We start from the raw sequence: 25,931 nt of genomic DNA, 5'->3' as shown, positions 1-25,931 counted from the left end.
CGGGTTACTCGGTAAGGCTGGGCGCGAGGGCGCGCAGGTGCTGCAAATTGAACGGGATGGGTTGCGCGCTGGCATGGGGGTCGACGGGGCGCAACGCTTCGGCGACCGGGTCGATGGCCAGCACCTCCTCACGCCCTTCGCGCCAGAGCACCATGCGGTCGGGTTCAATGCGCCGCAGTTGGCTGCCACCAGGGAGGCGTTCGCCGACGCGGTAGCGTAGTTCATTGCCGGCCTGGGTGAAGACCACGTAGGAGGCCTTCGGGTCGCTGGAGCGGTAGCTGGCTTTGAATTCGAGTTGTTCGGTGGATTGGGCGGCGGTGTTGCCGGTTGAGGCGGTCAAGCCAAGGAGGTCGACGACTTCGCCAACTTGCAGTTTTTCGCCCCGCGCCGACGGGACAGCCAACGTGACCACCGCCGAGGGAATATCCATATCGCCCAACCATTGCGAGTGACAGAGGTACATCACTGCACCGACACCACTGATGGACAGCCCGAGCAAACAAGTCATCGCCAACGGCATGCTAAAACGGTCGAGAGGGAAGTTGAAACGCATCGTTAAGTTACCGAGGCTGGCCTTGTAAGAGTCGAATGACTTGGAACCTGACCAGTATCCCCGGACTACGTTTATCACCCTATCGTACGAGTCTGAAACCCGCGGGGTAGATTGGCATACCCCCTTTATATTAAGGCACGTCAAGATACAACGTGATCGACCCGGATAGCGCCCCCCCACTAGTAGCGACCCCGGATAGCGTACTGGTGATAGTAAGAGGGGTAGCACTTGTCCCTATCATCTGCGACGTACCAAGCGGCTGGCCATTCACCGTCAGCCGTGCACTTATACCGCGCCCTAACGGCACAGTATCATCCCCCGAGGCCGTACGAATGGCGATAGGGAGCCGGGTGGAACAGGTCGCGTAGGCTGTACCGCTCGCTGTCTCACCCGATGTGACATAAGGTATGACACCACTATAAGCGAGGGTAATTGAAGGTGCCTGGAACTGGCACTGCGTACGGGGTGGCCCGACAGGGCTACAAATGTTGCCGCTAGGCGGTAAATCACCGGCCCCACCACCCCCACCGCCAGCGTGCACCGCAACGGTGCAGGCCATATTATATTTAAGTATAAGATTGTTATAAGCACCCTCATCATCGCTGCCAGTCCGACCATACATCCCTATCCAAGCTTCCATTGCTTTATCCCAAGACGATCCATCCGCCACAACTATGCCGGCGAGGGAACGGCCCAAACTAGCTTGTTTGGTACCCAATGTCGACATGCCCGGACCTACCGAGCATGTCGGGGCCCCGCAAGATACAACACCCCCATAGCTCCCGGGGATAGTTGTCCATGACGTCACGATGTGCCATTGATTACCGCTACCTCCGTCGTTATACATACGCCCAGTAACCGCCAGCACATCACCCTGCACAGGGAGAGACTGAGAAAGCATGAGAATTGCCAGCGGCATCAGCCACCGCCCACCTCGAGAAGGACATGTTTGCATCATAGTGAAGCTACTCCTGCGATTACAGCCAGCATTGTGCGAGAGGAAATTCAGGGGTTTAATTTCCAGTTCATATCCCGAGCCAGATAATGCACACCCTCATAGCGCCAACATAACCACTACCTGATGCACGCCAACAATTAGCCAACTTTAAAAGTTCAAGCCGGGACACACAAGAACTTTCGAAAATACGAATACAACAACCTAGAGACGCTAGGTAACATAAACCATGAGCGTGGCCACGGTATTAATTCTTCCGACGGGGCTAGTTCCACTTCGTTTCACCGGAACAACTTTCAAGACAAGGCGCTCCCGCCAGTCTGCCACTGTAAATCGCTGACGCAAAAAAACCGGAGTAGTGCCGGACCTAAAAAAGCGAATACCAAGATCATCAATACCACTGCTTAGCAATTTAGAATCAAATTTACTGGCCTCCCCGTCAACCCAAAACTCCACCCCACTGGTGTTCGAGCTACAAGAAAGTGTTACCCCCAAGTCTCGGGCGTACTTGATGCCGTCAATTTCGGAGGCCTGTAGATTATCACCAAAATTGACAGCGACGTCGCCACCAATGGTACACGCGGGAGGTGCAATAACGGTGGCCGTAATATTTACGAGTAAGTCCGCACTTACCTGGGCACTCATCAAGGCACAACCCAAAACCATCAATACTGCGCCGTATCGAAGTCGCAGCGCTGAACTAGTCATAACTCAAGCCAAACATGACAAGGGATGAATACCGACCCGCCTGTAGCGGTGCCGCGGTTCGTTCGGCGCTGATGTAGTAATCCAGCAGGCCACTGTCAGCATCCAGCAGCAACAGCTTGGCGCCCTGCCCCACCCCGACATCGCGCCGATGCCTGTCGAGCAAGCGCAGACCCACACCCCCTACCCCTTCGACACGTACCAGTTCGGGATTGAAGTGATCCTGCACGCCCGAAAAACTCAACGATACCGATGGCAGGCTAGCACTCCAAGCCAGATTGCCCTGCGCGTCCCGGGCAGTGGAGGCGCCCCGCGCACAATCCTGCAAGCGCAGTTGTACATGCATCGGCGGCGTCCGATCACCGACCCGTTGCAGTTCGGCCGTGCCTACGTTGCCCAGGTCGATGGCCTGATTCGCCGAGCCCATGTGGAGCCGGCAGGCACTTTCGGTCATCGAGCCCGCCACATGCAACACACCGTGCCTGCCACTATTCTGGTCATACTCGGCCAACGCTGCCGGCGCCAGCAGCGCCGCCAGCAATGGCGACCACTGCGCCAGTTTGTGCGCACTTACCTGCCTGATTTTATTGCTCATAGTGCTCTCCATTTAGCCAGGCCGCATCGCCCCTGCTGGTTATTGCGCAGCGTTGCGTTGCGTCGCCGGCACATCCACTGCACAGGTCTGCCCGGTGCAACTGAAGGTCAACACAGGCTGGGCACCGTAGTCATTCACATACACCAGGGTCGGTGTAGCCCCCAGGCCAGCCGCACTGCCACCCAATGGCGCGCTGCTCTTGGGCGCCAGCATGAACGCCTCGAAGCCTTTGTTGCTTTCGCCACCCTTCTTGCTCGTGGCACTGATCAGCGTCACGTAATACGCCGTTGGATTGTTCACGGTGTACACGTCGCCCTGACGGCTCAGGGTGAGTTGCTCCTGAAACGGCGCGGTTTGCTGGCCAGACGCCGCTTCCGCCAAAGCCGCCGGGCGGTAGAACGCCTTGATACGGGTTTGCAGGGCGATCTGCAGCGTGTTGACCTTGTCGCTTTTCGGCGGGATTTCACGCAGGTTGAAATAGAACACCGATTCGCGGTCTTGCGGCAGGCTGGCCAGGCCGCCGTCCTGCAGTTTTACCTGGCTTTTGGCGCCAGGCTCCACACGCTGGATCGGAGGTACCACCACCAAAGGCGAGGTGAGCTTGTTGCCGTCTTCGTCTTCGATCCAGCCCTGCGCCAGGTACGGATGGGTGGTGTTCTGGTTGCTGATACCCAAGGTCACTGACTTCTGCCCCCCCGGGAACACCACCCGTGTGCGGTCAAGCGAAATGGCCGCGTGCACCGACTGCGCCGCCAGGCACAACAACCCGGCAACTACCGAGGCTTTCCACATCATCTGCTTCATAAAACTGTCACTCTTGCTTGAATACCGCGAACAAAAAAGTGCCGGCAGCGGCCTTGCTGGGCGCACGCTCACAGGCAGGTCAACATTGTCTTCAGATGGCCGGCAAAACCGTATAGAACGAATCTGAAACCTCGCCCCGACCTCACAACTTCGGCAGCGTTGGCATACAGCTCAGCGCCATCGAGGAGCCCAGCCCTTCGGGCAATACCTTGGGCACGATGGCTTCACACGCTTCAGCGTCGCCCCAGCGCACGGTCATGGCTTGGCCTGGAGCAATGCCGGTCATGTAGACAGCGCCCTTGTCGGTCACAATGCCCGCGTCCTGGCCCTTGGCGTTGACCACGGTGGCACCGAACGGAGGGTGCGTGCCATCGCCCAAGCGGATGATCGCCATCGCCTTCTCGCCCTGGATTACCCGGAAACTGCGATAGCCAATCGCGCCCTCAGTGAGCGTGCCCTGCATCACCGTATCGGTGGCTTCGGCGTTGTCGGCCAGCTTGCCCACATCGATGCGCACACTGCTGCGAAAATAACTGCCCACATCCGTGACTACGGCCTTGCCGAAGGCGTTGCTGTAAACCGGCTGGCCATAGCCACCCACCGGTACACCGGCGACATCGTCGGTATCCACCAGCATGCGCGTACCCCCCATCAGGCCCGTGCGGTGCAAAGCACCGCCCTTGGGCGTCAAGGTTGCGCCACCTTGCAACGACACACTGGCCGAGCTGTAGCGGTCGGTCTGGTAGCTGGCGGAAGCGTCGACGCGCGCCAGAGAGCCTTCATGACTGTAACTGCCATCGAACGCGGTCTTGCCCTCACCTAGCGTGGTGCCCACCCGATAGCTGTCGCCGTTCTCGCGACGATCGAAGTAGCTCACGCCGTGGCTCACGGCCTTGCCAGCATACGAGCCGCTGTAGCTGGCCGTACCCGAACCGCCCCACGGCAACGATACGGACAGGTACACGCTATCGTCCTTGATGCCGTCGTTGACGGTACGTGCCGCGTTGAGCGATACGTTGACGTTGCGCAGCCCGGCAAAGTCGAAGCGGCGCGAGGTGTACAGGTTGAAGCGGTCCTGCCCCTCACGATCCCAGTAGGTCTGCCGGCTGTAGTTGACGCCGACGCTGACCCCCAGATCCCCCAACTGCTGGTTGGAGTTGAAGGTATACAGTGCCTTGCTGCGCCCAGTGGTATCCCGGTCCTGCGTGCCACTGAGGTACTCGCCCATGGTCATGAAGCCTTGCTCGGAGAACCGGTAGGCAGCCAGCGAAATATCATTGCTCAACGACTCAAAGCGCTTGGAATAGCTCAAGCGATAGGACTTGCCGCTCTGCGAGTCCTGGCCCGGCAGGCGGGCCACGGACTGGGTCACGTCGAACGACAAGGCACCCAGGCTCAGCAGGTCTCGACCCAGGCCCAGGTTCAGCGCCTTGTAGTCACCGCCAGCAATGGCGCCGCCATACAGTGACCAGCCATTGGAGACCCCCCAGGAAAATTCCCCGGTAGCGAACAATGGCCCCTCAGATTCCTGGCCCATCCCGGAAGGCCGCCCAACAGCGGCCTTGTAGCGAACCTGGCCTGGCCGGGTGAGGTAAGGAATATTGGCCGTGTTGACCTGGAATTCCTGAACGCTGCCGTCCGCCTCTTCCACCCGTACATCCAGGCTACCCGACGTCGCACTGTGCAAGTCCTGGATGCGGAACGGCCCACTGGCTACCCGAACTTCCTTGAGCACCCGATCCTGCTGACTGATCACCACGCGGGCATTACTGCGTGCAACGCCGGTGACTTCTGGCGCATAACCGCGCAGATTTGGCGGCAGCATATTGTCGTCGGAGGCAAGGCTGGCACCGGTAAAGCGCAGGCTGTCGAACACCGCCGAATTCAGAAAGTCCTCACCCACGGTGAGTTTGGCGCCCAACCCTGGGAGTGCCCGATAAGCGTAATAGCGCGTCCACTCCATCTGCCGCCCGACACCCTGCCCTGCGGATGCATTGTCGTAGCGCGCCTGCCAGTCGGCACGCAGTCGCCATGCACCCAGGTTGGCCCCCACAACGCCGGTGCCGCTCAGGCTGTTGCGGTCATCACCCACCGCCTGGCGCTGGGTTTGGCCATACAGGTTGTAGTCAAACAGCAACCCCGGCAAACCGTCCTCCCAGCGCGAGGGCGGGTCCCAGTTCGGATCGCTGTATTGCAGCCACGCCTGAGGGATGCTCAAGTACAACGTAGAGGTCCCAAGGTCAGTCCGGACCTCCAGCCCTGGCAAGCTGTCCACCACAAGGCACTGCCCATCATCCGACCAGACCAGAGCCAAGCTGGATTTTTCGGTCAAGCCAAACTGCTCGACCACTGCTTGCGTCAAACAGGCCTCGCTGCCTTTGGGATCATCCGCGGGCACATAAAAATTGATCACACGCTCTGGCATTGACACGGTATTCAAGTTCAATGCCAGCGAATAGGTACCTGGAAGAACATAACCCTTGCGGGAGAACTGGCTCAGGTCGAAGTTTTCGCGGTCGACCAGGTCGAGTACGTCAGTATTGAACTGTATATCCGTGGCCGGCGTAGCATTGGCCGAACTGAAAATAAAAAAAGCGCCCAAGCCCATACAGCGCAACACCTGCACCAGCGGGCTAGAAATAACAGGTGTCATTGCTAAAAACCTTTAAAAATAAATAACCTGAAAACCGACGGTGGTGCGATGTTCGCCAGCCTTCAGCAACTTGCCATTGCCCACCAGCGACAAGGAGTAGTGCACATCCACGTCACCTGCTTTCAGCAATGCGGCTTCTGTAGGAACACCGGGAGACACTTCACGCCCCTGCGCATCTTGTATCTTCAGCGCGACACCACTTAGCGAACCGCTGAGGGCAAAACGTCCGCCCTCTTCAATACCGTCGAAGCGCATATGAAACTGTTGCGGCGCGCGCAACATGGAGGCCTGTGTCGATTGATCATTCAAATGACAATCGCGTAGCCCGATGGCAAAGGGTACAGAGACACTTTCACCGTCACGCACAATTTGCGCGATGGGCACATTGCCCATCTCCAGCACTTGGCGCTGGTCACCTACTTGGATATTGCAGGGCACATCAATAATGATTCCATGCAGTGCAAGGCGCCCCTGCGCAAACGCCGCTGGCGCTGAAAACGCCGAGCAGCAGAATACGGCCAGCAGCCAGTTAGGCACCCGACGTTTATCCGCCATATCACTTCTCACGCACACTCATGACATAAAACGGGGTGAACACTCCACCCCGCCAGTGACTCAGCGCAAACGCAATGCGCCGTTATGGGTAATCGAGCCTGAAATTGGCAGTGGTATCAAACTCACCTGGCGTCACCGAGCCAGAAGTGGCGCTAGTAACCAGTTTGGCCTGGAAGGACAGAACATTGGTACCGTTACGAATGCTCTTCGCAGGAGTAGGCGTACCAATTACTACGTCACCACCCAGGGTATCCAGAATACGCAGCGCCACGTCGTTGGCCATAGGCCCGTTCAGCGCCAGGTCATTACCCGACTTAGAGCCAGTAAAGGTCACCGCCACCGTACCAGCACCCACAGAAGCATCACAATCAAGCAGCTTGATATGAAACTGCTCTGGCGAAGTTTCCCGGTTCTTCTCCAGCAAAGCCTTGGAGAAGTCACCCAGCGAAATGTTTTGATCCGCGCTGTCATTGTCGATATTACAAGACGCCGAGGTGATAGAACCCTTCCACTTGATGGTGTTAGCGGCGTAAACCGAAGAGACGGCGGAAACAGCAGATACCACCAACAAGGTGGCAAGGGTGACTTTCTTGAATTTCATATCAATCAATTCCATTACAAAGAGTGATCAGGGCATGTAAGGCAGAGAAACCGCCCGACCTCGACAATATTACCGAAGCAACAGCAGGCACCCCATAGAATTACTTCGAAAGCCATGTTCCGCGAATGGACCACCACGCAAGCAAGCAAATAGAAAGCACCAGAACCACAGACTTCTACCGGGAAAACCTCACCGCGTAAATAGAACAAATTCAAAAGCCACGCACGGCAACTTATATATATATTTACCCCCCAGCCAAGACATCACCTACACACCATATAAACCAGCAGACCCTCTCCACGAGTGACCGATGCATTATCTACAGCAACGCATTTTTTACATCTCCAGCCTGCCCCTGGCGGTCTGCTTTTTATTGGCAATGCATGTCTATATACCCAACATGGGTGGCACTGGCCTGGCCCTGCCACTCAACCTCACCGCCTGGCTGAGCATGGCCGCCGTGGTATTGACGACAAGTGTCAGCCAGCTCCAACGGCAGTCATGGGTCGGTTCGCCTGTATTGAAATGGCTGGTCGTTGGCGGTGTGCTTTACACACTTCCATTGCTCTGGAGTGAACAGCGCATTTGGCAGCAAGAAGCACAGCTGCGCGTACTGGCCGTGTGGGGTGGGATCGCATTTTATTACGCACTGCTCCAACTGCCACTGCGCGCGACACATCGCCGACTGTGGATGGCACTGATCATCATCGCCACCCTGCAGGAAAGTCTGCTTTCGCTGCTACAACTCTGGGTTTTCGACCGGCACAACTGGATGGAGTACGACCCCCGCGGTGGCCGGCCGTTTGCCATTTTTCAGCAGATCAATGTATTGGGCAGCTTTGTAGCCACCGGCTACGCCGCAGCCATCCTGCTGTGGCTTCGCAGCCGCTCGCCACGGGCTCGCCCACTGAGCGCCGCGGCACTGACACTGCTCCCCTTTATCCTGGTAATTACCCAATCACGTATCGCCTGGGTAGGTGCGATTGCAGTGATCCTTGGCTACACGCTACTGCAGTGGCGCAACAAACAGCTGTGGTACGCGACTGCACTGAGCGCGCTAGGCACTGGCAGCGCATGGCTGTATCAAACCTATATCCACGGCGAACCAAGCATAGAAAAATCTGGCTCTGACACCCATCGCCTGGAGTTGCTGCGCGTGGCCGTGCAGATGATCATGGAGCGCCCGCTCCAAGGCTGGGGCTATGGCAGCTATAGCTGGCACACTGCGCACTATCCAGGCTGGGCACTAGACGCCTATACCTTGAACCATCCACACAACGAGCTCCTGTATGGCTGGATGGAGGGCGGCCTAATCGCGCTCGCGGCCATGCTGATGATCGCCTTCGCAGCAGCCATCCCATTATTCTCTCGACGCTGGCGCTCACGCATGTTGTGGTGGCTGCCGATGCTGCCTATCGCCCTGCACACCCAGACTGAGCTGGTGCTTTATCAGTCGGCCGTGCATTGGATGACCCTGATCGCGCTTTTGCGGTTGGCAACACCCAAGGTGCTGACAACCCCGCACAGGGCCTCGCGCATGCGCATGGTGAGCGTGCATGGGCCGGGTGTAGTAGCGGCTGGTTTGACGATGGTGTTTGTTGTCACGGGGTACCAGACCCAGGCACAACTGACGCAACAGGAACGCCGGGGTTTCAGCGACAGCGAGGCAATTGCCGGAGTCCTGAACCCCTGGTCCACCCCATCGCGCTGGGCATACGATTACCATACGGCCTTGCTGCAACGCTTCAACCACACCCAGGCGCCTGAACTGCTGGAACGTTACCTGGCCTGGGGCGGCGAGTACGTGCTGGCATTCAACAACCCGAACGTTTACGCCGATATGCTGGCGATTACTCGCCACCAACTACAGTTTGAGGAAGCTGAACACTGGCGCAAAACCGCGCAGGTGTTGTTCCCCACTGATACGCGCTTTTCGCTAGGGAAACTCTGAAGAAGACTTCCTGATTTTGGCAAAATACCCAGACTCCACCCGCCGAGTTTCCCGATGAAGCAAATGACTTTCGCCGATGCCGAGTATGCCGGCAAACGCAAGCAGACCCGTAAAGAGTTGTTCCTGATCGAGATGGATCGGGTGGTGCCCTGGAAGGGTTTGATTGCCCTGATCGAACCCCATTACCCAAAGGGCGAAGGCGGTCGTCCGGCCTATCCGCTGATGGCGATGCTACGGGTTCATCTCATGCAGAACTGGTTTGGTTACAGTGATCCGGCGATGGAAGAGGCGCTGTACGAGACTACTATTCTGCGCCAGTTTGCGGGGCTGAGTCTGGAGCGCATTCCCGACGAAACCACCATCCTCAACTTCCGTCGCCTGCTGGAAAAGCACGAGCTGGCGGCAGGGATTCCGGGCGTGATCAATGGCTATTTGGGTGATCGCGGCCTGTCGCTGCGCCAGGGCACTATCGTCGATGCAACGCTGATTCATGCGCCGAGTTCGACCAAGAACCAGGACGGCAAACGCGACCCGGAAATGCACCAGGCCAAGAAAGGCAATCAATGGTACTTCGGCATGAAGGCCCATATCGGTGTGGATGACGAATCGGGCCTGGTGCATAGCGTGGTGGGCACGGGGGCCAATGTGGCAGATGTCACGCAGGTCGATAAGCTGCTGCACGGCGACGAAAACGTAGTCTGTGCCGATGCCGGTTATACCGGAGTGGAGAAGCGCCCCGAGCATGAAGGTCGCCAGGTCATCTGGCAGATAGCCGCCCGGCGCAGCACCTACCAGAAACTGGGCAAGCGCAGCGTCCTGTACAAAGCCAAGCGCAAGATCGAAAAAGCCAAGGCGCAGATAAGGGCGAAGGTCGAACACCCGTTCCGGGTGATCAAGCGCCAGTTCGGTTATGTGAAGACGCGCTTCCGTGGCCTGGCAAAGAACACGGCACAGCTGGTGACGCTGTTTGCGCTGTCGAATCTGTGGATGGCTCGCCGACATTTACTGAGCCATGCAGGAGAGGTGCGCCTGTAATGCGGGGAATAGCCGCTGCGAGGTGCTCGCAGCGGCTAAAAAGACAGGAATTAGTGAGTGATCTCAGCGTTTTGGATCGACTCGCCACTTTCAAAATCGGCGGTGGCCGAAGTCAGCCAGAAACACATGGCTACTTCAGACCATCCCTAGATGAGGGCCAGAGTACGGCGAAATAAGTGATCGAGCGTAAACGCTCGTAGACCCTGTTGATGAGAACACTCTGATAGATCACAGCAGTCTCTTGCAGACATCTCTGTGGGTGGCCTTGCCAGTGACGGGCAAGAACGCGGTGGCGGTGCATCCATTTCGCCGGCAACGCCGGCGCCTATATGGATGTACTGTGCGATGCTGGCAGCACTACCCGTCAAGGCACACTGCATGCACCTCCAGTGCCACCCGTTTTTACAAGAGCCTTTCTCAAGGGATTGCAACTTCAGCCCGGACAATTACATCAAAACTGCCAGACTCCAGCGCCCCTTCGGTGTGCCTGATCAGGCTCGGCCTGAAGGTAAGCGTTTGGCCACGCGGGAGCGTTAACGGTTCACCAGGCTTAACACGCGCGATATCTTTCACGATAGCCAGGCCCAAGTGATTACCGGGCCGATCACTGAGGCCAAAGTAATCAATGCCCGCTGGAAGTGCGCTTTCGAGTACGAAATCAATATCTGTACAACCCGAACTACCGGACAACTCAAATACGTCACCCGGCACTTCCCGCCCGCCATTAAAATCTCTCGTGCTAGCGCTGGGCAAAGCCACTTCCGTATCAGGCCCGATGCTCAAATCACAGGTAGCAGGATTGACAGTTCCGCTCATAGTTAGTGGACCGACTGCCAAAGCGGCACCCGAAAAAAAAACCAGCGACCCGACAATAACACTCATAATCTGTTGTTTCATGCTGACCATCTACCATGACCGCTCGATTTCAACAACGCAGGCAACATGCTGGAGCGTGCACATAAGCACAGCATTAGAAATGCCGAACCCCATCAGATTGGGCTATACGTGGCTGTTAGCACCACAGCGAAGCTCCCCGCCGCAGGCACATCCCCATTGAAGTTTTCTATTCGCGGCGTCAGCACCAAAGTTGTACCATGCACCACAGGATAACTCACATTAGGCTTAAGTAGTTCCGTAGGGCTATTTATTTTAAGCGCTAGCGCATTAGCTGGCCCGCCGACTATATTATAGTAATCACCATCATTAGTAGGCGCAGAGAGGCGCATTTTTGAACCAGCTATACACCCGGCCGTTGGCACCACATCAAAACGCTGACGGTCTTCCCCATCACCTTTATTCAGCAAGTCATCGGCCTCAAAAGACCCAATAGGTAAATCTGAAACATTAAAATTCAACACACATGTTGCCGGAATAACAGTTCCCGTGATACTGATCGTGCGGGCTGCTAGCGCCGCAGTACTTGCCGACACCAACACCGCACCGGCAAGCACACTCAAAAGCCCATATTTCATACTCGCTCCACCCCCATAGGGCACATTCGTACCACCGTGCAGCACCATGGCCACACGGGCTAGCGCTCAACACGCACCACAAAATTATCAGCACACTGCCAGCCGTTGCCTATCAGACGCATTCGAAAATACATGCTGGAAGCCACTACCGCGTCAAAACTTCATCCGCCCCATCACCGAACGCCCGTTCAGCGCATGCATAAACACCGCCCCCACATGAGTCACCACCAACAACAGCAACGTTACGCACAAGCCGATGTGCACGGTATGCAGCAGCCCCTGCCAATACAACGAAGTCACCACTGGCGAAATATGCAACAGACCGAACAGGTTGATATCGCGATCCATCATCAATAGGCCGGTCACCAACACTGCAACCGTCACCCAATACAACAACCCATGCACCACGGCGGCGGCGATAGCGCCAAGACCATCATGCTGATGCGATGCGGGCACACCGTGTTTCCAGCGGTAGTAAATCCGCAGGAAGAAAAAGGGGGTAAAGAGCGTGTTCAAGGCCACATTGAAGTCCGCCAGGATCAACTTCACCGGCGGGCTCCAATTGACCAAGGCCAGGGAAAAACCGCTGACCAAGGTCCAAATAATGATGACTGCCGACAACCAGTGCAGCAGTTTTTGCGGTGTGGAGTAGTGCGCTTTCATTTAAGTTTGCCTTCCGAGCAGTGCACGCGCAGGCGGGCCTCGGAGTAGAGTCCTGTTGTAATTAAAAAGCCGTTATCGATCTGCACAGATAAAGAAGGCGGCCCATCGGCCGCCTGCTTTCGTTGTCAGCAGTTAAACACCGCCTGTAACGAAGGTATTACTCAACCAGATCCCACGCTTGCGCCCAGGCAGAACCGGTACCTGGTTTGTAGGCAATATTGTTCTGCTTAGCCCAGCCCAGGAAAGGGAACGGTTTGGCAGCGTAAATTTTGCCGTCGGCCGCCAGCACACGAGTACCCTCCTGGTAGTTGTCAATCCCTTCCGGGTAGACGAAGTCGTACTCACCGCCACCCTCTGGTGCTTCAATCATTTTCACGGCCTTGCTGACCTGGGTGATACCGGCTTCCGGCTTGCCCGGAATGCTGGCGGACAGCATCAGGGTGTACTCACCGGCCTTGGCCATAGCGCCCGGTACGGCAATGTCCATGCTCAGGGTTTCGCCAGCGCTGGCACCTTCACGAGTGTCATCACCTACCAACGTGTTACCAGCGTCGTACAGGCTGGCGGCAACCAGCAGTTTGTCCTGGCCCTGCACCTTGAAGTCGATATGGGTCACTTCGTCAGCCTTGACCTTGTATTCACCCTGCAGGCCATTGACCTGGACTTCTGGCGGCAGGGCAACAGCACGGTCAATCGCCAGTTGCATATTGGCAACACCACTTTCAGCCTGCACAAACAGCTCGTTGCGACCTGCTTGCGGGACGATTTCCTGGTCGGCGTTGCGCACACCCGCTTTAATCAGCTTTTGCGAGGCGTTGATGGCCAGGGCAAGCTTCTTGCCCCACACGTCCGCCAGCATGTCCTGAGCGTTTTCGATAGTAATTTCGGTGTCGAACTGCGACAGCGATCTACCACCCGCGTCAAACATCCGCGTACGGACTTTGTCGCCCACTTTCAGATCGCCATTCGGCGCAATGGCCGCGACTGGCTTGAAGCCGTCAGCCGGAGGCACGCCCGCACCCTCGATATCAACGTCAATCATGCTGTGGAAGGAGTTGCTGGTGTCTTGCACATCCCATACACCCATGATCACATGGTGACCGGTACGGTCTGCTGGCAAGGTACAAGCATGCGCTGCACCCGCACCCCGACCGCCTTCCCGAGAGATTTTCCCGTTGCCCGCCACTTCACAGAACGGTGCTGTCTCGAACTGGGCACGGGACAGCACCTCGTTCGGATTCCAGCCCTGCTTGGTGATGTAGTACTTCCAGTCAGCGGTAGCGTGCGGCGCCTCGTAGAACCAGGTGAACGCAATATCGCCCCCCCTGGATCGCATTTTTGTGCCAGCGCGAAGCGGTTTGCACATCCATCTCGACCCAACGCGAGTTCATGCCGCTGGCGATCTGGCCGTCAGCAACACCGTTGATACCCGGGAAACCATCACGCCCCTCGCCCACGCTCTGCGGCTCGTACTGGGCAGCGCCGCAGTTCTGGTTCAGGTTCTTGAAAGTGGCATGGCACAGGGCCGAACGCGAGGCCGGCTCAGAAATGTAACCATGCGCAGACGCCTGCTGGGCCGCCATCAGCGAACCCATCAAAGCAGCTACCGAAATGCTCGAAGAGATCCAGACGGACCGCGGAGTGAAACCTTTCATATTTCCTACCTTCTATTATTCATCGTGACGCACACCCTGAAATCAACAGGCCACCACACTGGCGATAGACCGCATCAGCACGCAACGAAGGGCAACACCCTGGCATCGTTAATATCGCCTGCACTTCAGACTGTTAAAGCGGGCCCACGAACAGCGGAATAGAGCCCGTCAGGATGTGCCTCGGCAGCATAGGAAGACCGACACGCACTCGATATGTTACTAATTCGAAAACACCCGGACGGTTAACTAATCCGCTATTACAAACACCTTCCGCACCACAAAAATTCAGGAACTTTCACACAACACATGTACTTGTAAAATACTAATTAATCGCTACACGCCTGGCGAAGTCCACCAAGCCAATCAATGAGGTAGCCCCCGTCTTGACCATCAGTCGCGACTTATAGGTGGATACGGTTTTCGGGCTCAGGCCCAGATCTGCGGCGATCTCGGTGCCCCGGCGTCCCTGGGCCAACTGCCACAACACGCTTACCTCCTGACGTGTAAGGCTGGCGGCGACCAACTCGTCGCCACTCAAGGCTTCGGTACGCCGCACTGAACTCAGCACACCCAGCGGGAAACTATGGCTCCCGCCTGCCACCGCGCGCAGCGCGCGCATGAACGTGGCCGCGCAAGCGTCCTTGCCGACAAAGCCATTGACCCCAGCCACCAGGCACTGCGAAGCCACTACCGAACCACCCGCTGCGGTAAATACCAGCACACGCGGCGTGTACGGGCTGGCTTTGAGTTGCGCCATGACCTGCAGCCCACTGAGCTCTGGCAGGTCAATATCAAGCACCAACACGTCCGGCTTCAACTCAGCCGTTTTGCGCAATACTTCCAGGCCACTGTAGCACTGCCCGACGACGTGATAACCCGCCGCCTCAAGCATCGGGCGTAATGCCAAATGAATGACCGGGTGATCATCTGCCAATAAAACTCGCATTAATAGAGCTCGCTTAAAATCAATGTACAGCTGGCCCCTTTTCGCCACATGCGCCTTGCGCGCTACAACGTAAAGCACTTTCTATCGGCCAACTCATTCATGGCTCGCAAACCTTTCAATATCAAGCGAGCACACACAAACAAATGATACGTCCCCCTCTAAAAACCACAAGCAAGGAAAACTATAAGACACACCAAGCTGAATACAGCTACAAATATATAAGATGCTTCCTACAGACCGAAAAGCAAAAAACCCACAGAATGCCCGCCATCAAACAGGTAGCTGCGCAATCGATTACATGGACAGTGGCACTGCACACCCGCCGCCCCCTCCTAAAGCGTTAAATAAAGTGACTATGACAATAAAAATCATGCTGGCAGATGTTTACCCCATTGTCCTATTGGGGGCCAAATCCATTATCGAAAAATGCAACCACTATAAAGTCGTGGCATTGGCCACTTCACCACAGAGTGTATTTGAAAAACTGACACAGCAGCACTGCGACGTCATTGTCACCGACTTGATCAACCAACCCACCTACCCACATGATGGCATTCGCATGATCGAACGTATTCGGCGCATCTACCCCGATTTGCGCATCGTGCTGATGACTGAAAACAACAACCCGATCGTCCTGTCATCCATCAAGAGAAAAGGCGTACATGGGCTGATCAGCAAATACGCCGACGCCCCCGAGTTGCACCAGGCAATCACCACGGTATTGAAGGGCCGTAGTTATATTTCGCCCCCCCTGCGTAAGCACCTGGAAGACGCCAGCCCCCTCGGCCTCGCCGGACCGAACAACCTGTCACCCAAGGAATGCGAAGTACTGACCTTGCTGGATGCCGGGCTGTCAGTCAGCAACATTGCCTTGAAGCTGGCCCGCACCAAACAAACCATCAGTACGCAAAAGGCCTCGGCCATGCGCAAGCTAGGCGTCGACAATGATGCAGACCTTTATTACCGCCTGCGTGTCTCCGGGCTTTCCTACCCGTCGCGTACCCCCAGTGAGTACTGAGCGTCACAGCCGGTTGCGGTTGCTGAATTCCACCAGGTCGACAACCGTCCTGAGCTTGAGTTTTTCCAGCAGTCGCGTCTTGTAGGTACTCACCGTCTTGTTGCTGATCAACATCGTCTCGCCGATCTGCTTGTTGGTCTGCCCTTTGAGCAGTGCCTCCATGACCATCACCTCACGGTTGGAAAGTTGCTTGAGCAGGCTTTTTTCATCGACCAACGCGTTGTAGTTGCGCCCGGACTGTTCAATGGGTTTATTGAAGTACGTATATCCAGCCTTGAAGCTCTCAATGGCCAGGCCCAGTTCATCCATACGGTAAACCTTGGAAATAAATCCATCGGCGCCCACCGCCATGCAACGGTCAACATAGTGTTGCTCTTCGAGTGAACTCAACATCAGGATTTTTGCCCGCGAGCCACGACTGCGCAAGCGCTTGACCATCTCCAGACCGTCAAACTTACCCATCAATATATCGACCACCATGATATCCGGCTCCAAGCGAATTGCTTCATGCAAGCCATCCAGGCCGTTATCCACTTCAAACACTTCGTCAACCCCGTGCTCGAGCAGAACTATTTTTACCGCAAGCCGCATCAATCCGTGATCATCCACTACCAGCGCTCTCATAATTGCCTCTGCACGCACTATTCAATACTGCCACTCCGCGGCACGACACTTCATTCACATGAAGCGCCCCACCCCAGACACCTGAACAGCCGAGAGAATGCATCAGGACCCGCACCTCAGCAACAGTCACACTTTCCAACGCACTTTGATAAAGAGCCTATTCCTACACACTACTCGTCAGCGGCGAACTTTACCCCACCGACCGAAACACCGACCACATCAAATAATTTCCCACAACGGGACAATGTCTAAACCCGCTCAATGGCCACCTGAATAATTTCGCCCAGCATGCCAACTTCAACACGCAAAGACATAGAACTAATTCTATTTTTGAAAAGCCCGCACGGCTAAACCCTGGCAACCACCATAGAATTATTCCCTCCCCCTTCCCCCGCTAGTTAGAGGGCCATCCGTTACCACATCGCCAGTACTTGACCTTTCTGGGCTCGCACCTTCACGTAAAGCTTACTCAACGTATGTGTGGTGAATTTTTAACGCCAAGGAATAGAGCCACAAGCCTGTCAGACACTTCCTACAGACCGGGCATCCGCACCCCGACAAAATAACCCCCTTCAACACCCCGGCCAAAGTGCACCACCTAGAGCGCACTGGCCCTGTGCATCAACGTACTCACCGTGAAGGGACTATGACGATTAAAATCATGCTTGCGGACGCTTACCCGATCATCATGACCGGTGCCAGAGCCGTCATCGAACGTTGCAACCAGTTCCAGGTGGTTGCCCAAGCCACCTCGCCACAAAGTCTGTTCGAGCTGCTGGCAAACCAAGCCTGCGATGTACTCGTCACCGACCTGATCAGCCAGGCCGATTACCCGCATAACGGTGTGCGCATGGTAGAGCGGCTGCTACGCCACTACCCAGACCTGCGCATCGTGCTGATGACCGAAAACAGCAACCCGGTAATGCTGGCCAGCCTGAAGAAAAAAGGCGTGCACGCCCTGCTCAGCAAATATGCCGACGCCGTCGAATTGCACCAGGCCATCACCACGGTGTCGAAAGGTCGCCGCTATATTTCCACGCCGATGCGCCTGCAACTGCAGGAAGTCGAAACCGCCAGCCTGAACGGCAGCGCCAGCCTGTCCCCGAAAGAAACCGAAGTGTTGACCCTGCTCGATGCCGGGCTGTCAGTCAGTACGATTGCCAAGATGCTGCTGCGCACCAAGCAAACCATCAGCACCCAGAAAGCCTCGGCGATGCGCAAGCTCGGCGTCGACAACGATGCCGACCTCTATTACTGCCTGCGCGCAACCAAGCTCTCCTTGCAGCACGGCTTTGCCAGTGCATTCCAGATGGCCAACTGAATAGAATGTGGTCACGCCGCCAATGAAGCCCCTCAAAGCCATTGCCATGCTATTGCTGGCATGCGGGTGCATGCACACTCATGTGCATGCCAAAGCACCCGTCGATCACGAGCGTTTCAACGACATGATCGCCACCCTCAGCCTGGCTTACGATGTCGACCCACTGCTGGTCAAGGCGATCATCCACACCGAGTCGGGCTTTCGCCCCAAGGCGCGTTCAAACAAGAACGCCATAGGCCTGATGCAGGTGATTCCGGACACTGCCAGGCGCTTCGGGGTAACACCCTCGGCGTCGACGCCCATCGCGCAAATGCTGGAAGACCCCTTCAGCAACCTGCTCGCCGGCATACGCTTTCTCGACTATCTCAACCGCAAGTTCGAGGGCAACCTGCCGCTGATGCTAGCCGCCTACAACGCTGGTGAGAACGCAGTGATCCGCCATGGCTACGCCATACCGCCCTACAACGAAACGCGGCGCTACGTGAAGGGCGTGCTCCAGCGCTACAACAGCCTCAACCGCCAAGACTACCCCGAGCAACGCCTGGCGCTGGAAGGCTACTGAACGGCGTTGAGCAGCGCCTCTTCGAAATGGTGCATGCATTGGCGCAGCTGTTCCACGCTGTTCGCCAGTTCGAGGTCGTTGTTGCGCGCGGCGCACTCAACCTCCAGGCGGGAACAGGCCAGTATCAATGCGCTGTGCTTGACGATACCCGCGCCGCCCTTGATCCGGTGGGCAAGGCCGGCCAGTGCAGTCCGGTCATCCTGAACGGCCAAGATGGCCAATGTGTTCAGGTCTTCCTCAACACTGACCAGAAGGCTCTCCAACAACGCCTGCACCGCACCCGGGTCGCCGGACTGGCTGAGTTTCAGGTTCGACAGGTCAATACCGCCTGCCTCGACAGGCGCAATTGCATGGTTTTGAACTTCATCCAGCGCCAGCTCGGCAAATTGCGCTGCAAGCTCCTGGATATTGATGGGTTTGAACAGGCAGTCGTTCATGCCGGCCTGGCGGCAACGCAAGCGCTCTTCAGACTGGGCATTGGCGGTGAAGCCAAGGATCTTGCAATTGGCCGCAGCACTGGCCTGCTCGGCCCGGCGAATGGCCTTGGCTAGCTCATAGCCATTCATCACCGGCATGTTGCAGTCCGTGATCACCACATCGAACGGCCCGCGCTTGCTCCATTGCTTGAAGCCCTGCTCCCCATCCACCGCATTGACCACCTTGTGTCCCAGGTAGTTGAGCTGTTGCGTGAGCAGCAGCCGGTTGGCAGGGTAATCATCGACGACCAGGATACGAAGAGCCCTGGCCTGCTTCAACGGCGCTGGGGTTTGCTTGAAGGCATCAAGCTCGGCGGCCAACACCGCTACCTCCAGCTCGACCGATACCTGTGTCCCCTCCCCCAGCACACTGCGCAATTCGAAGGTGCCGCCCATCATTTCGCACAGGGTGCGGCTGATATAGAGCCCCAACCCCGAGCCGGCGCGAGCGGAAATCTCATTGTTGCTGGCCTGGGAAAACGGCTGGGCAAGGCGCAATTGGTCCGCCTGGGAAATACCGCAGCCACTGTCTTCCACTGCCAGGCGAATGCGCAGCCGTAGCGGGTTCGCACAAGGCAGGCGCTGAAGCACAAGCTTGACGCTGCCGCTGCTGGTGAACTTGATCGCATTGCCGAGCAGGTTTGAAACGATCTGCTTGAGGCGCAAGGGGTCGATGAGCACGTCCAGATCCGTGGCCGGGTCGATGTCACGCATCAACACCAGGCGCTTCTCCCGTGCCAGCCCTTCGAACATGCGTGACGTGGACTGCGCCAGTTGCGCAAGATTGCCGCGTACCGGGCTCAGGGTCAGCTTGCCCGACTCGATTCTGGCCACATCGAGAATGTCGCCAATCAGCTCAAGCATCCCTTGGGCCGCTTCCGAAGCGACTTGAATGGCCAGCTGATCGAGCATGCCCTGCTCGGCCTTTTTCATCGCCAGTTCGAGCATGCCGAGCACGGCGTTCATCGGTGTGCGGATCTCGTGGCTCATGGTGGCGAGGAAGGTGGTTTTCGCCCGGTTGGCGTCATCGGCCTGGTTCTTGGCAACTTGCAGTTGCTCGACCAGGCGTTGACGCTCGCTGACATCCACCCAGCCGGCAATCATCCCGACGACCTCCCCCGCGCCATCACGGTAGGGCAGCATCCAGTGGTAGATGGTCAGCACCTTGCGGTTGGGCAAGGTCAGCTTGCGGTCGGTGATCCGCGGCAGGCCCAGTTCCATGACCTTCATGTAGTCGTCATGGTAATGCTGGGCCTCAGGGATGCTGTCGAGCGCCTCGACATTCAGTACCGTACGCCCGACTACCTGGTCGCGCTGCACACCAAACACTTCCAGGTAGGCGTGATTGCAGCTCAATAGCCGCCCTTGCCGGTCGCGCACATAGATGGGGTGCGGCGTACCGTCCACCAGCACGCGCATAAACTCCATCTGGTCATTCAAGGCACGCTGGATGGCCTCGCGCTTGCGGATCATGCCGCGCAAATAAGCGACCCACAACAGCGCAAGCAGCAAGGCGATCGCGGCGACGGCAAAGCCCTTGATGACCGTGGACCGGTGGCTGACCCAGTAGCTGCTCTCGACGACAAAGTCCCCGCGCCAGCGGCGGATCAGCTCGTCCATCTCCTCGGGCGGGATGCTCAGCAGTGCCTTGTCCAGAATGGAATACAGTTCAGGCTGATTGCGCGGCGTGGCCAGGGCGAAACGCGCGGGTATCGAGCCGACGGTGCCATTGATGCGCAGCGTGCCTTCGTACTCGTGGGCAATCATGTAGCCCAGGCTGATCAGCGAGGTTGAGGCCGCGTCTACCTGGCCACTGGCAACCAGGCGGACAGACTCCGGGGTGTTTTCCGCTGCCACCAGCTGGATATCCGGAAAGCGGCTTTTTACGTATTCATACAGTACCGAGCCGCGTGCCAGCGCCAGCGTCTTGCCTGAAAGCATCGCCAAGCCGGTGGGTTCACGCGCTCCGGTGCGCGTCACCAGCACAAACGGGCTGATCAGATAGGGCCGGGTAAACAGCAGGTTCGCCTGCCGGGCCTCGTTCGGCACGAAGGCCCCCAGCATATCCACCTGCCCGTCCTTGAGCAGCTCCTGCAACTCGCCCACCGAGGCGGCGGGTACCGCTTCGAACTTCAGCCCGGTGCGCAGGCTGACTTTGGACAGCAAGTCGGCACTGATGCCGCTGAAGCGTCCGTTTTCATTGAAAAAGGACAGCGGCATCAGGTTGCGGTTGATACCCACCCTGACTTTCGGATGCTGCTCCAGCCATTTCTGCTCCGCATCACTCAACTGCAATCGAGTCTGCACCGGCATACCGGTTGTGCCGCCACCCCAGCGCCGCAGAATGGTCATGCGTTCACCGACCGGGATGGTTTCAAGCGCCGCGTTAACGCTGCGCAGCAAGCGTTGATTGTCAGCAGCAACGGCAAAGGCAAAGTTGCCGACTTCCAGGCGCGAAAAATCGGAGAGCTGAACGTTGTTCAGATAGTTCTGATTAATAAGGTAACTGGCGCTGATCGAGTCGCCGATATACACATCCGCTTCGCCAAAGGACACGGCGCTGATTGCACTCAGTAGCGAGTCATAGAGTTTGACCTCTGCTTGCGGGTAATACGCGCTGACACTGTCGGCCGGCAAGTAGTGGTAGAGCATCGCGATCTTCTTGCCGCTGAGTGCGGGATCAAGGCGCAAGCCCTCCCCGCTGCGGGTGATGACGGTCGGTTGATCCTCGGCGTAGGCCCTGGACAGCGCGATGCCTCTTTGTCCGCCATCGAAGTCGTTGGCAGTGCCCAGCAGGTCGATCTCATGGTTGCGCAGGGCATCAAGTACGTCATCACGGGATGGATAACGGCGAATGCTGATCTGCACCTTCAACAACTGCCCCAGCAAGTTCACATAGTCTGCCGTCAGGCCTTCCAGTGTCTTCTCGTCGTTGGTGATTTCAAAGGGCGGGTAATCGGGTGCCGACACGCCGAGTACCAATACTTTCTTGTCCTTGAGCCACTGCCGGTCGGGCTCGCTGAGCTGCAGGTGCAAGCCCTCGGCACTTGAACGCCCCAGCAAAGCCAGGGCTTCGCCAGTGGCGTGCGCAGGGGTAGCAGCGCCGAGCACGAGCAGGATCAATACCCGCAGCAACACCGCAGAGCGCTTGATCATTCAATGCTCATTGCGTTTGACGAAGTCGATCAGGTCAACCAGGGTCTTTTGGCTGAGTTTTTCCAGAATGCGCGACTTGTAGGTGCTGACCGTTTTGTTGCTGATGTGCATGGTTTCACCTATTTCCACATTGTTCGCGCCCTTGACCAGCGCGTGCAACACCATGCGCTCACGATTGGACAGGGACTTCAGGCGCTGTTTTTCGTCAGCCTGAATATCGCCCCCCGACGAGGCATGCAGCACGATCTTGGGATAGTAGCTGTACCCCGACATGATCACATCGACCGCCCTGCCCAACTCGTCGAAATCATCGGTTTTGGAAATGAAACCTGCGGCACCGGCTTGCAGGCAACGCACAGGCAGGTCGCCTAGGCCTGCACCGCTGCCGCCAGTCAACATCAGGATTTTCGCGCAGGAGCCACGCTCGCGCAGGCGCTTGATAACTTCCAGGCCATCCAGCCTGGGCAGGAAAACATCCAGGATGATCAAGTCTGGCTCATGTTGCAGGGCCCACTGGATGGCATCTACACCGTTATCCGCCTCGAAGACTTCATCCACACCATCGTCCAGCAAAGAGGACTTTACCGCCCTGCGTATGAACGGGTGATCGTCCACTACCAACACTTTCATAAAGCCCCCTGGGCACACCATCCAACCTGGTAATCGACTGCGAAAGACCAGAACGCATCACGGATGCCTGAACCGTCGGGAGCATGCATCAGCCACCAGGGCCAAGCAGCACCGAACATGGCCCCACGCAGGGCAACGTTGAATAGCATTTTTCTGACGCACTATCGCGGTAGTTCGCCGACATCCACGGGAATCAGTATGTAGGAATATGCTGGGTCAATAGCATAGAATTTATTCTATTCAGTTTCTTCCCAGGCCCGACACACTGTCAGATGCAGCGACGGATCAAGCCAGGAGCGGCACCTCCAGCCCGACTTTCAGATTGCTCATCGACACCAGTGTGTTGAAACGCTTGACGTTGTTGCTCTCGAAAAACAGCGCGCGCGTAAGCTCGGTGTATTGCTCCATGTGTTTCACCTGCATGATCAACACAAAGTCATATTCCCCCGCTACGTAGTAACACTGTTGTACTTGTGGGCAGGCCATGAACGTTCGCTTCATGGCGTCCAGCAGATCGAGGCGTTCGTTCTCCACCTGCACTTCAGTGATCACCGTGAGGCTGTAGCCGACACTGGCCGGATCGACCAGGGCAACGGTCTTGCGAATGACGCCGTCAGCCGTAAGTTTTTTCAGGCGCCGATTGACCGCCGCAGACGACAGGTTCACCTGTTCACCCAAGGCATGCTGTGCGGTGGTGGCATCTCGCTGTACGGCGTCTAGCAGGGCACGATCGAAACTGTCGAGGCTCATGGCAACCAACCTGAGTGAATAACTGGATTTATGCAATGAAATTGCATAAATCGGCAAACAACAAGAAATTAATGCGCACTGTGCGTAATAGCATTTACTCATTCCTGCTCTGGAGCATCTGATGAGTACTACCTGCGCACTACAGCTCGACGGCCCAGCCCTGCTACAGCAACTACAGGCCCTCGGTGAAATCGGTGGCGACTCAGTGAACGGTGGCCGTACCCGCAGCGCCTTGTCTGATGCCAAAAAAGCCGGCCGCGATCAGTTGGTCGCGTGGACGAAGGCGCTTGATCTTGAGGTGGCCATCGACCGCATCGGCAATATTTTCGGCACCTTGCCTGCGGCACAGGGCCAGGTTGACCAGGCACCGTTGATGATCGGCTCGCATATCGACAGCGTGGTCAATGCCGGTGCGCTGGATGGTTACCATGGCGTATTGGCGGGGCTGGCGGTGGTGCGGGCATTTCGTGATGCCGGCAGGCTACCGGCGCGGCCCATTACCGTTGCAGCGTTTGCCAATGAGGAAGGCGTGCGTATCACCACGCAGCGCCTGGCGCGCATCGCACCGGCTGCGATGATCTTTGTACCGAGCCGTGGCGGCGTCAGCCACAACCCGCGTGAGCACACCGACGCAGAGCATCTGGTTCAGGGCGTGCAGGTGTTGCTCGATGTGGTGATGCACCGACTGAACCGCTGGGTGAACAACCCTTCGGCCACTCGCCTGCCCTACCCCGATGACCTGAAGGCAATTCTCAATATCGGCAAGGCCGAGCAAAGCCGCGCGTGGCTGTCTGGTTGGCCGCTGTTGAATCCAGGACCTACGCCGCTCTATGAGCTTGCGGACCTTGCGCAGACCCTGGGTGTGGCGCAATTGCTGATCAAGGACGAGTCACAGCGCTCTGTACTGGGTAGCTTCAAGGCACTTGGCGCCCCCTTCGCGCTGGTGCGCTTGCTGCTGCGCCGGTTCCCCGAGCAGCACTTCGAGCCTCATGGCCTGCTGAGCGGGCAATACCGCGATGCTCTGGGCGACTTCACGGTGATCAGCGCCACCGATGGCAATCATGGCAAAGGGTTGGCCGCTGCGGCGCAAAGTGTTGGCTGTCGCTGCGTGATCGTGCTGCACGCCAAGGTCAGCGTGGAGCGAGAGCAGGCTATCGCCGCCTTTGGGGCAGAGATTGTGCGGGTTGTGGGCAATTACGACGACTCGGTCGCCGAGGCCGCGCGGCTTGCGTCGAGCCATGGTTGGCAGGTGGTGTCCGATACGTCCTATGAGGGCTATGAAGACATCCCACGGGACGTGATGCAGGGGTATGGAGCGATTGCTGCCGAGGTCATCGAGGCTGGGGCGAAACCTACCCACGTGATACTGCAAGGCGGTGTTGGTGGGCTGGCGGCGGGAATTGTCAGCTACTTCTGCGAGTTGTATGGCGCGCGTCGGCCAGTGTTCATTGTGGTTGAGCCGGTGCAGGCGGACTGCCTGTTGCAAAGTGCGCTTGCCGGCAAGGCGGTGAGCGCAACCGGGTCGGTGGATTCGCTGATGGCTGGTTTGGCGTGCGGGCAAACGTCGCCTTTAGCGTGGCGTTTCTTGCAGCCAGCGGTGGATTATTTCATGACCATTGACGATGACGAAGCCGTAGCCGCGATGCGCGAATTGGCGACGGGTAGTGAACGGGATATCCCGCTGGTGGCCGGTGAGTCTGCTGTTGCCGGGCTTGCGGGGTTGACGCGCATTGCGGCTTCGCCACGGATGAAGGCGCAGGTGGGGCTGGATGAGGCATCGCGGGTGTTGCTGATCAGCACCGAGGGAGCGACGGCGCCGGCGGTGTATGCCGAGTTGCTGGGGGAGACGGTTGAGGGTGTGCGGGGTAGGCAGCGGGATTGGGTGACTGGCAGGGAGAGTGGGCGGATAGCCCTCTAGACAGCGCGGCGGACCGTGCCGTGGCGCCAGGTGACGCGACCGACTTTGGGAGCCCTCACGGGCTCCAGCGCAGCCTGGCGGCAGCGGCTACAAATGCAAAGCAAGAGCGAAGCAAGAGCGAAGCGAATTGTGCCGTTGATCTTGATCTGTTCTTGATGTACCTGCCCCGTTACCAGAGGCTGAGCGCAGGTGTCGTTAAACGGGCGGGGGCGTAGCCCCCTTCGGCGTAAGCCGAAGACGCGAGGCGTGCAAGTTGCGCAGCAACTTGTGTCCGCGGGCCCGTTTAACGGCACCGGAGTGAAGGGACCCGGAGCGTAGCGTAGGGCCGAATGG

The 25,931-nt window shown here is 57.5% G+C and carries 23 protein-coding genes and 1 pseudogene; 7 read left to right on the top strand and 17 right to left on the bottom strand.

Translation table 11 applies throughout. From position 1 onward, the window contains the following. Positions 1-4: 4 nt before the first annotated feature. The 7 genes from M5G11_RS07080 to M5G11_RS07055 form a co-directional block, all read right to left on the bottom strand. Positions 5-553: a type II secretion system protein N gene (locus tag M5G11_RS07080; RefSeq protein ID WP_273909198.1), complete on the bottom strand. Its 549-nt coding sequence runs from the start codon at positions 551-553 to the stop codon at positions 5-7. A 1,168-nt stretch (positions 554-1,721) separates the two neighbouring features. Then, the gene (locus M5G11_RS27535; protein ID WP_420793781.1) at positions 1,722-2,153 is read right to left on the bottom strand and encodes a fimbrial protein; all 432 of its coding nucleotides are present in this window, start codon (positions 2,151-2,153) and stop codon (positions 1,722-1,724) included. Between the two features lie 55 nt (positions 2,154-2,208). Next, positions 2,209-2,808: a fimbrial protein gene (locus M5G11_RS07075; protein ID WP_273909197.1), complete on the bottom strand. Its 600-nt coding sequence runs from the start codon at positions 2,806-2,808 to the stop codon at positions 2,209-2,211. 39 nt (positions 2,809-2,847) lie between these two features. After that, positions 2,848-3,603: a fimbria/pilus periplasmic chaperone gene (locus M5G11_RS07070; RefSeq protein ID WP_273909215.1), complete on the bottom strand. Its 756-nt coding sequence runs from the start codon at positions 3,601-3,603 to the stop codon at positions 2,848-2,850. Positions 3,604-3,754: 151 nt separating this feature from the next. Then, positions 3,755-6,265, bottom strand: a complete 2,511-nt coding sequence (locus M5G11_RS07065; RefSeq protein WP_273909196.1) for an outer membrane usher protein — start codon at positions 6,263-6,265, stop codon at positions 3,755-3,757. A gap of 12 nt (positions 6,266-6,277) precedes the next feature. After that, positions 6,278-6,820, bottom strand: a complete 543-nt coding sequence (locus tag M5G11_RS07060) for a fimbrial protein (protein WP_273909195.1) — start codon at positions 6,818-6,820, stop codon at positions 6,278-6,280. A gap of 82 nt (positions 6,821-6,902) precedes the next feature. Continuing rightward, positions 6,903-7,421, bottom strand: a complete 519-nt coding sequence (locus tag M5G11_RS07055; protein ID WP_273909194.1) for a fimbrial protein — start codon at positions 7,419-7,421, stop codon at positions 6,903-6,905. Positions 7,422-7,731: 310 nt separating this feature from the next. Here M5G11_RS07055 and M5G11_RS07050 point away from each other — a divergent pair, with 310 nt between their 5' ends. Both M5G11_RS07050 and M5G11_RS07045 read left to right on the top strand, forming a co-directional pair. Beyond that, positions 7,732-9,372 (top strand): PglL family O-oligosaccharyltransferase, encoded by a 1,641-nt coding sequence (locus M5G11_RS07050; protein ID WP_273909193.1) that lies wholly within the window; start codon positions 7,732-7,734, stop codon positions 9,370-9,372. A gap of 54 nt (positions 9,373-9,426) precedes the next feature. Next, a complete protein-coding gene (locus M5G11_RS07045) occupies positions 9,427-10,407 on the top strand; it encodes an IS5 family transposase (RefSeq protein WP_273909192.1) in 981 nt (326 codons plus the stop codon). A gap of 417 nt (positions 10,408-10,824) precedes the next feature. Here M5G11_RS07045 and M5G11_RS07040 read toward each other — a convergent pair whose 3' ends face one another. The 6 genes from M5G11_RS07040 to M5G11_RS07015 form a co-directional block, all read right to left on the bottom strand. Continuing rightward, positions 10,825-11,304: a fimbrial protein gene (locus M5G11_RS07040; RefSeq protein ID WP_273909191.1), complete on the bottom strand. Its 480-nt coding sequence runs from the start codon at positions 11,302-11,304 to the stop codon at positions 10,825-10,827. A 92-nt stretch (positions 11,305-11,396) separates the two neighbouring features. After that, positions 11,397-11,879 (bottom strand): fimbrial protein, encoded by a 483-nt coding sequence (locus M5G11_RS07035; RefSeq protein ID WP_273909190.1) that lies wholly within the window; start codon positions 11,877-11,879, stop codon positions 11,397-11,399. Between the two features lie 153 nt (positions 11,880-12,032). After that, positions 12,033-12,542 carry a cytochrome b gene (locus M5G11_RS07030; RefSeq protein ID WP_273909189.1) on the bottom strand — a complete coding sequence of 170 codons (510 nt, stop codon included), beginning with the start codon at positions 12,540-12,542 and terminating at the stop codon, positions 12,033-12,035. Positions 12,543-12,699: 157 nt separating this feature from the next. Then, complete coding sequence (locus M5G11_RS07025) at positions 12,700-13,878, bottom strand: lytic polysaccharide monooxygenase (RefSeq protein WP_273909188.1); 1,179 nt, start codon at positions 13,876-13,878, stop codon at positions 12,700-12,702. Beyond that, a complete protein-coding gene (locus M5G11_RS07020; RefSeq protein WP_273909187.1) occupies positions 13,814-14,197 on the bottom strand; it encodes a lytic polysaccharide monooxygenase in 384 nt (127 codons plus the stop codon). Before M5G11_RS07020 ends, M5G11_RS07025 begins: the two co-directional genes overlap by 65 nt. A 322-nt stretch (positions 14,198-14,519) precedes the next feature. Continuing rightward, on the bottom strand, positions 14,520-15,143 hold the full coding sequence (locus tag M5G11_RS07015; protein ID WP_273909186.1) for a response regulator transcription factor: 624 nt from the start codon (positions 15,141-15,143) through the stop codon (positions 14,520-14,522). Between the two features lie 355 nt (positions 15,144-15,498). Here M5G11_RS07015 and M5G11_RS07010 point away from each other — a divergent pair, with 355 nt between their 5' ends. Further along, positions 15,499-16,161: a response regulator gene (locus M5G11_RS07010; protein ID WP_273909185.1), complete on the top strand. Its 663-nt coding sequence runs from the start codon at positions 15,499-15,501 to the stop codon at positions 16,159-16,161. 3 nt (positions 16,162-16,164) lie between these two features. Here M5G11_RS07010 and M5G11_RS07005 read toward each other — a convergent pair whose 3' ends face one another. Continuing rightward, a complete protein-coding gene (locus M5G11_RS07005; RefSeq protein WP_273909184.1) occupies positions 16,165-16,785 on the bottom strand; it encodes a response regulator transcription factor in 621 nt (206 codons plus the stop codon). A 661-nt stretch (positions 16,786-17,446) separates the two neighbouring features. Here M5G11_RS07005 and M5G11_RS07000 point away from each other — a divergent pair. Together M5G11_RS07000 and M5G11_RS06995 are read left to right on the top strand one after the other, a co-directional pair. Further along, positions 17,447-18,106, top strand: a complete 660-nt coding sequence (locus M5G11_RS07000; protein WP_273925254.1) for a response regulator — start codon at positions 17,447-17,449, stop codon at positions 18,104-18,106. 22 nt (positions 18,107-18,128) lie between these two features. Beyond that, the gene (locus tag M5G11_RS06995; protein WP_273909181.1) at positions 18,129-18,668 is read left to right on the top strand and encodes a lytic transglycosylase domain-containing protein; all 540 of its coding nucleotides are present in this window, start codon (positions 18,129-18,131) and stop codon (positions 18,666-18,668) included. Here M5G11_RS06995 and M5G11_RS06990 read toward each other — a convergent pair. The 3 genes from M5G11_RS06990 to M5G11_RS06980 form a co-directional block, all read right to left on the bottom strand. Then, positions 18,662-22,300, bottom strand: a complete 3,639-nt coding sequence (locus M5G11_RS06990) for a transporter substrate-binding domain-containing protein (RefSeq protein ID WP_273909179.1) — start codon at positions 22,298-22,300, stop codon at positions 18,662-18,664. The genes M5G11_RS06995 and M5G11_RS06990 overlap by 7 nt on opposite strands. Beyond that, entirely contained in the window at positions 22,301-22,930 is a 630-nt protein-coding gene (locus M5G11_RS06985) for a response regulator transcription factor (RefSeq protein ID WP_273909177.1), read from the bottom strand. A 285-nt stretch (positions 22,931-23,215) separates the two neighbouring features. Further along, positions 23,216-23,680 carry an Lrp/AsnC family transcriptional regulator gene (locus tag M5G11_RS06980; RefSeq protein ID WP_273909176.1) on the bottom strand — a complete coding sequence of 155 codons (465 nt, stop codon included), beginning with the start codon at positions 23,678-23,680 and terminating at the stop codon, positions 23,216-23,218. Positions 23,681-23,801: 121 nt separating this feature from the next. On the opposite strand from M5G11_RS06980, the pseudogene M5G11_RS06975 reads away from it, so the two are divergent. Both M5G11_RS06975 and M5G11_RS06970 read left to right on the top strand, forming a co-directional pair. After that, a pseudogene (locus M5G11_RS06975) lies at positions 23,802-24,200 on the top strand (M28 family peptidase); the annotation flags it as partial. A 156-nt stretch (positions 24,201-24,356) separates the two neighbouring features. Beyond that, positions 24,357-25,598: a diaminopropionate ammonia-lyase gene (locus M5G11_RS06970; protein ID WP_273909214.1), complete on the top strand. Its 1,242-nt coding sequence runs from the start codon at positions 24,357-24,359 to the stop codon at positions 25,596-25,598. The last annotated feature ends 333 nt before the right edge of the window (positions 25,599-25,931 follow it).

This window comes from Pseudomonas fontis (assembly GCF_028656955.1).
Lineage (GTDB): Bacteria > Pseudomonadota > Gammaproteobacteria > Pseudomonadales > Pseudomonadaceae > Aquipseudomonas > Aquipseudomonas fontis.
This window is presented reverse-complemented; position numbering and strand designations above follow the sequence as displayed.

Coding starts and splice junctions, on each gene's coding strand:
- M5G11_RS07045 (WP_273909192.1), top strand. CDS start 9,427: ATGAAGCAAATGACTTTCGCCGATGCCGAGTATGCCGGCAAACGCAAG.
- M5G11_RS07060 (WP_273909195.1), bottom strand. CDS start 6,820: ATGGCGGATAAACGTCGGGTGCCTAACTGGCTGCTGGCCGTATTCTGC.
- M5G11_RS07015 (WP_273909186.1), bottom strand. CDS start 15,143: ATGCGAGTTTTATTGGCAGATGATCACCCGGTCATTCATTTGGCATTA.
- M5G11_RS07000 (WP_273925254.1), top strand. CDS start 17,447: ATGCTTGCGGACGCTTACCCGATCATCATGACCGGTGCCAGAGCCGTC.
- M5G11_RS07025 (WP_273909188.1), bottom strand. CDS start 13,878: ATGCGATCCAGGGGGGGCGATATTGCGTTCACCTGGTTCTACGAGGCG.
- M5G11_RS27535 (WP_420793781.1), bottom strand. CDS start 2,153: ATGAGTGCCCAGGTAAGTGCGGACTTACTCGTAAATATTACGGCCACC.
- M5G11_RS07040 (WP_273909191.1), bottom strand. CDS start 11,304: ATGAAACAACAGATTATGAGTGTTATTGTCGGGTCGCTGGTTTTTTTT.
- M5G11_RS07050 (WP_273909193.1), top strand. CDS start 7,732: ATGCATTATCTACAGCAACGCATTTTTTACATCTCCAGCCTGCCCCTG.
- M5G11_RS07005 (WP_273909184.1), bottom strand. CDS start 16,785: ATGAGAGCGCTGGTAGTGGATGATCACGGATTGATGCGGCTTGCGGTA.
- M5G11_RS06985 (WP_273909177.1), bottom strand. CDS start 22,930: ATGAAAGTGTTGGTAGTGGACGATCACCCGTTCATACGCAGGGCGGTA.
- M5G11_RS07010 (WP_273909185.1), top strand. CDS start 15,499: ATGACAATAAAAATCATGCTGGCAGATGTTTACCCCATTGTCCTATTG.
- M5G11_RS07055 (WP_273909194.1), bottom strand. CDS start 7,421: ATGAAATTCAAGAAAGTCACCCTTGCCACCTTGTTGGTGGTATCTGCT.
- M5G11_RS06970 (WP_273909214.1), top strand. CDS start 24,357: ATGCACCGACTGAACCGCTGGGTGAACAACCCTTCGGCCACTCGCCTG.
- M5G11_RS06990 (WP_273909179.1), bottom strand. CDS start 22,300: ATGATCAAGCGCTCTGCGGTGTTGCTGCGGGTATTGATCCTGCTCGTG.
- M5G11_RS06995 (WP_273909181.1), top strand. CDS start 18,129: ATGAAGCCCCTCAAAGCCATTGCCATGCTATTGCTGGCATGCGGGTGC.
- M5G11_RS07035 (WP_273909190.1), bottom strand. CDS start 11,879: ATGAAATATGGGCTTTTGAGTGTGCTTGCCGGTGCGGTGTTGGTGTCG.
- M5G11_RS07020 (WP_273909187.1), bottom strand. CDS start 14,197: ATGAAAGGTTTCACTCCGCGGTCCGTCTGGATCTCTTCGAGCATTTCG.
- M5G11_RS07075 (WP_273909197.1), bottom strand. CDS start 2,808: ATGAGCAATAAAATCAGGCAGGTAAGTGCGCACAAACTGGCGCAGTGG.
- M5G11_RS07065 (WP_273909196.1), bottom strand. CDS start 6,265: ATGACACCTGTTATTTCTAGCCCGCTGGTGCAGGTGTTGCGCTGTATG.
- M5G11_RS06980 (WP_273909176.1), bottom strand. CDS start 23,680: ATGAGCCTCGACAGTTTCGATCGTGCCCTGCTAGACGCCGTACAGCGA.
- M5G11_RS07030 (WP_273909189.1), bottom strand. CDS start 12,542: ATGAAAGCGCACTACTCCACACCGCAAAAACTGCTGCACTGGTTGTCG.
- M5G11_RS07080 (WP_273909198.1), bottom strand. CDS start 553: ATGCGTTTCAACTTCCCTCTCGACCGTTTTAGCATGCCGTTGGCGATG.
- M5G11_RS07070 (WP_273909215.1), bottom strand. CDS start 3,603: ATGATGTGGAAAGCCTCGGTAGTTGCCGGGTTGTTGTGCCTGGCGGCG.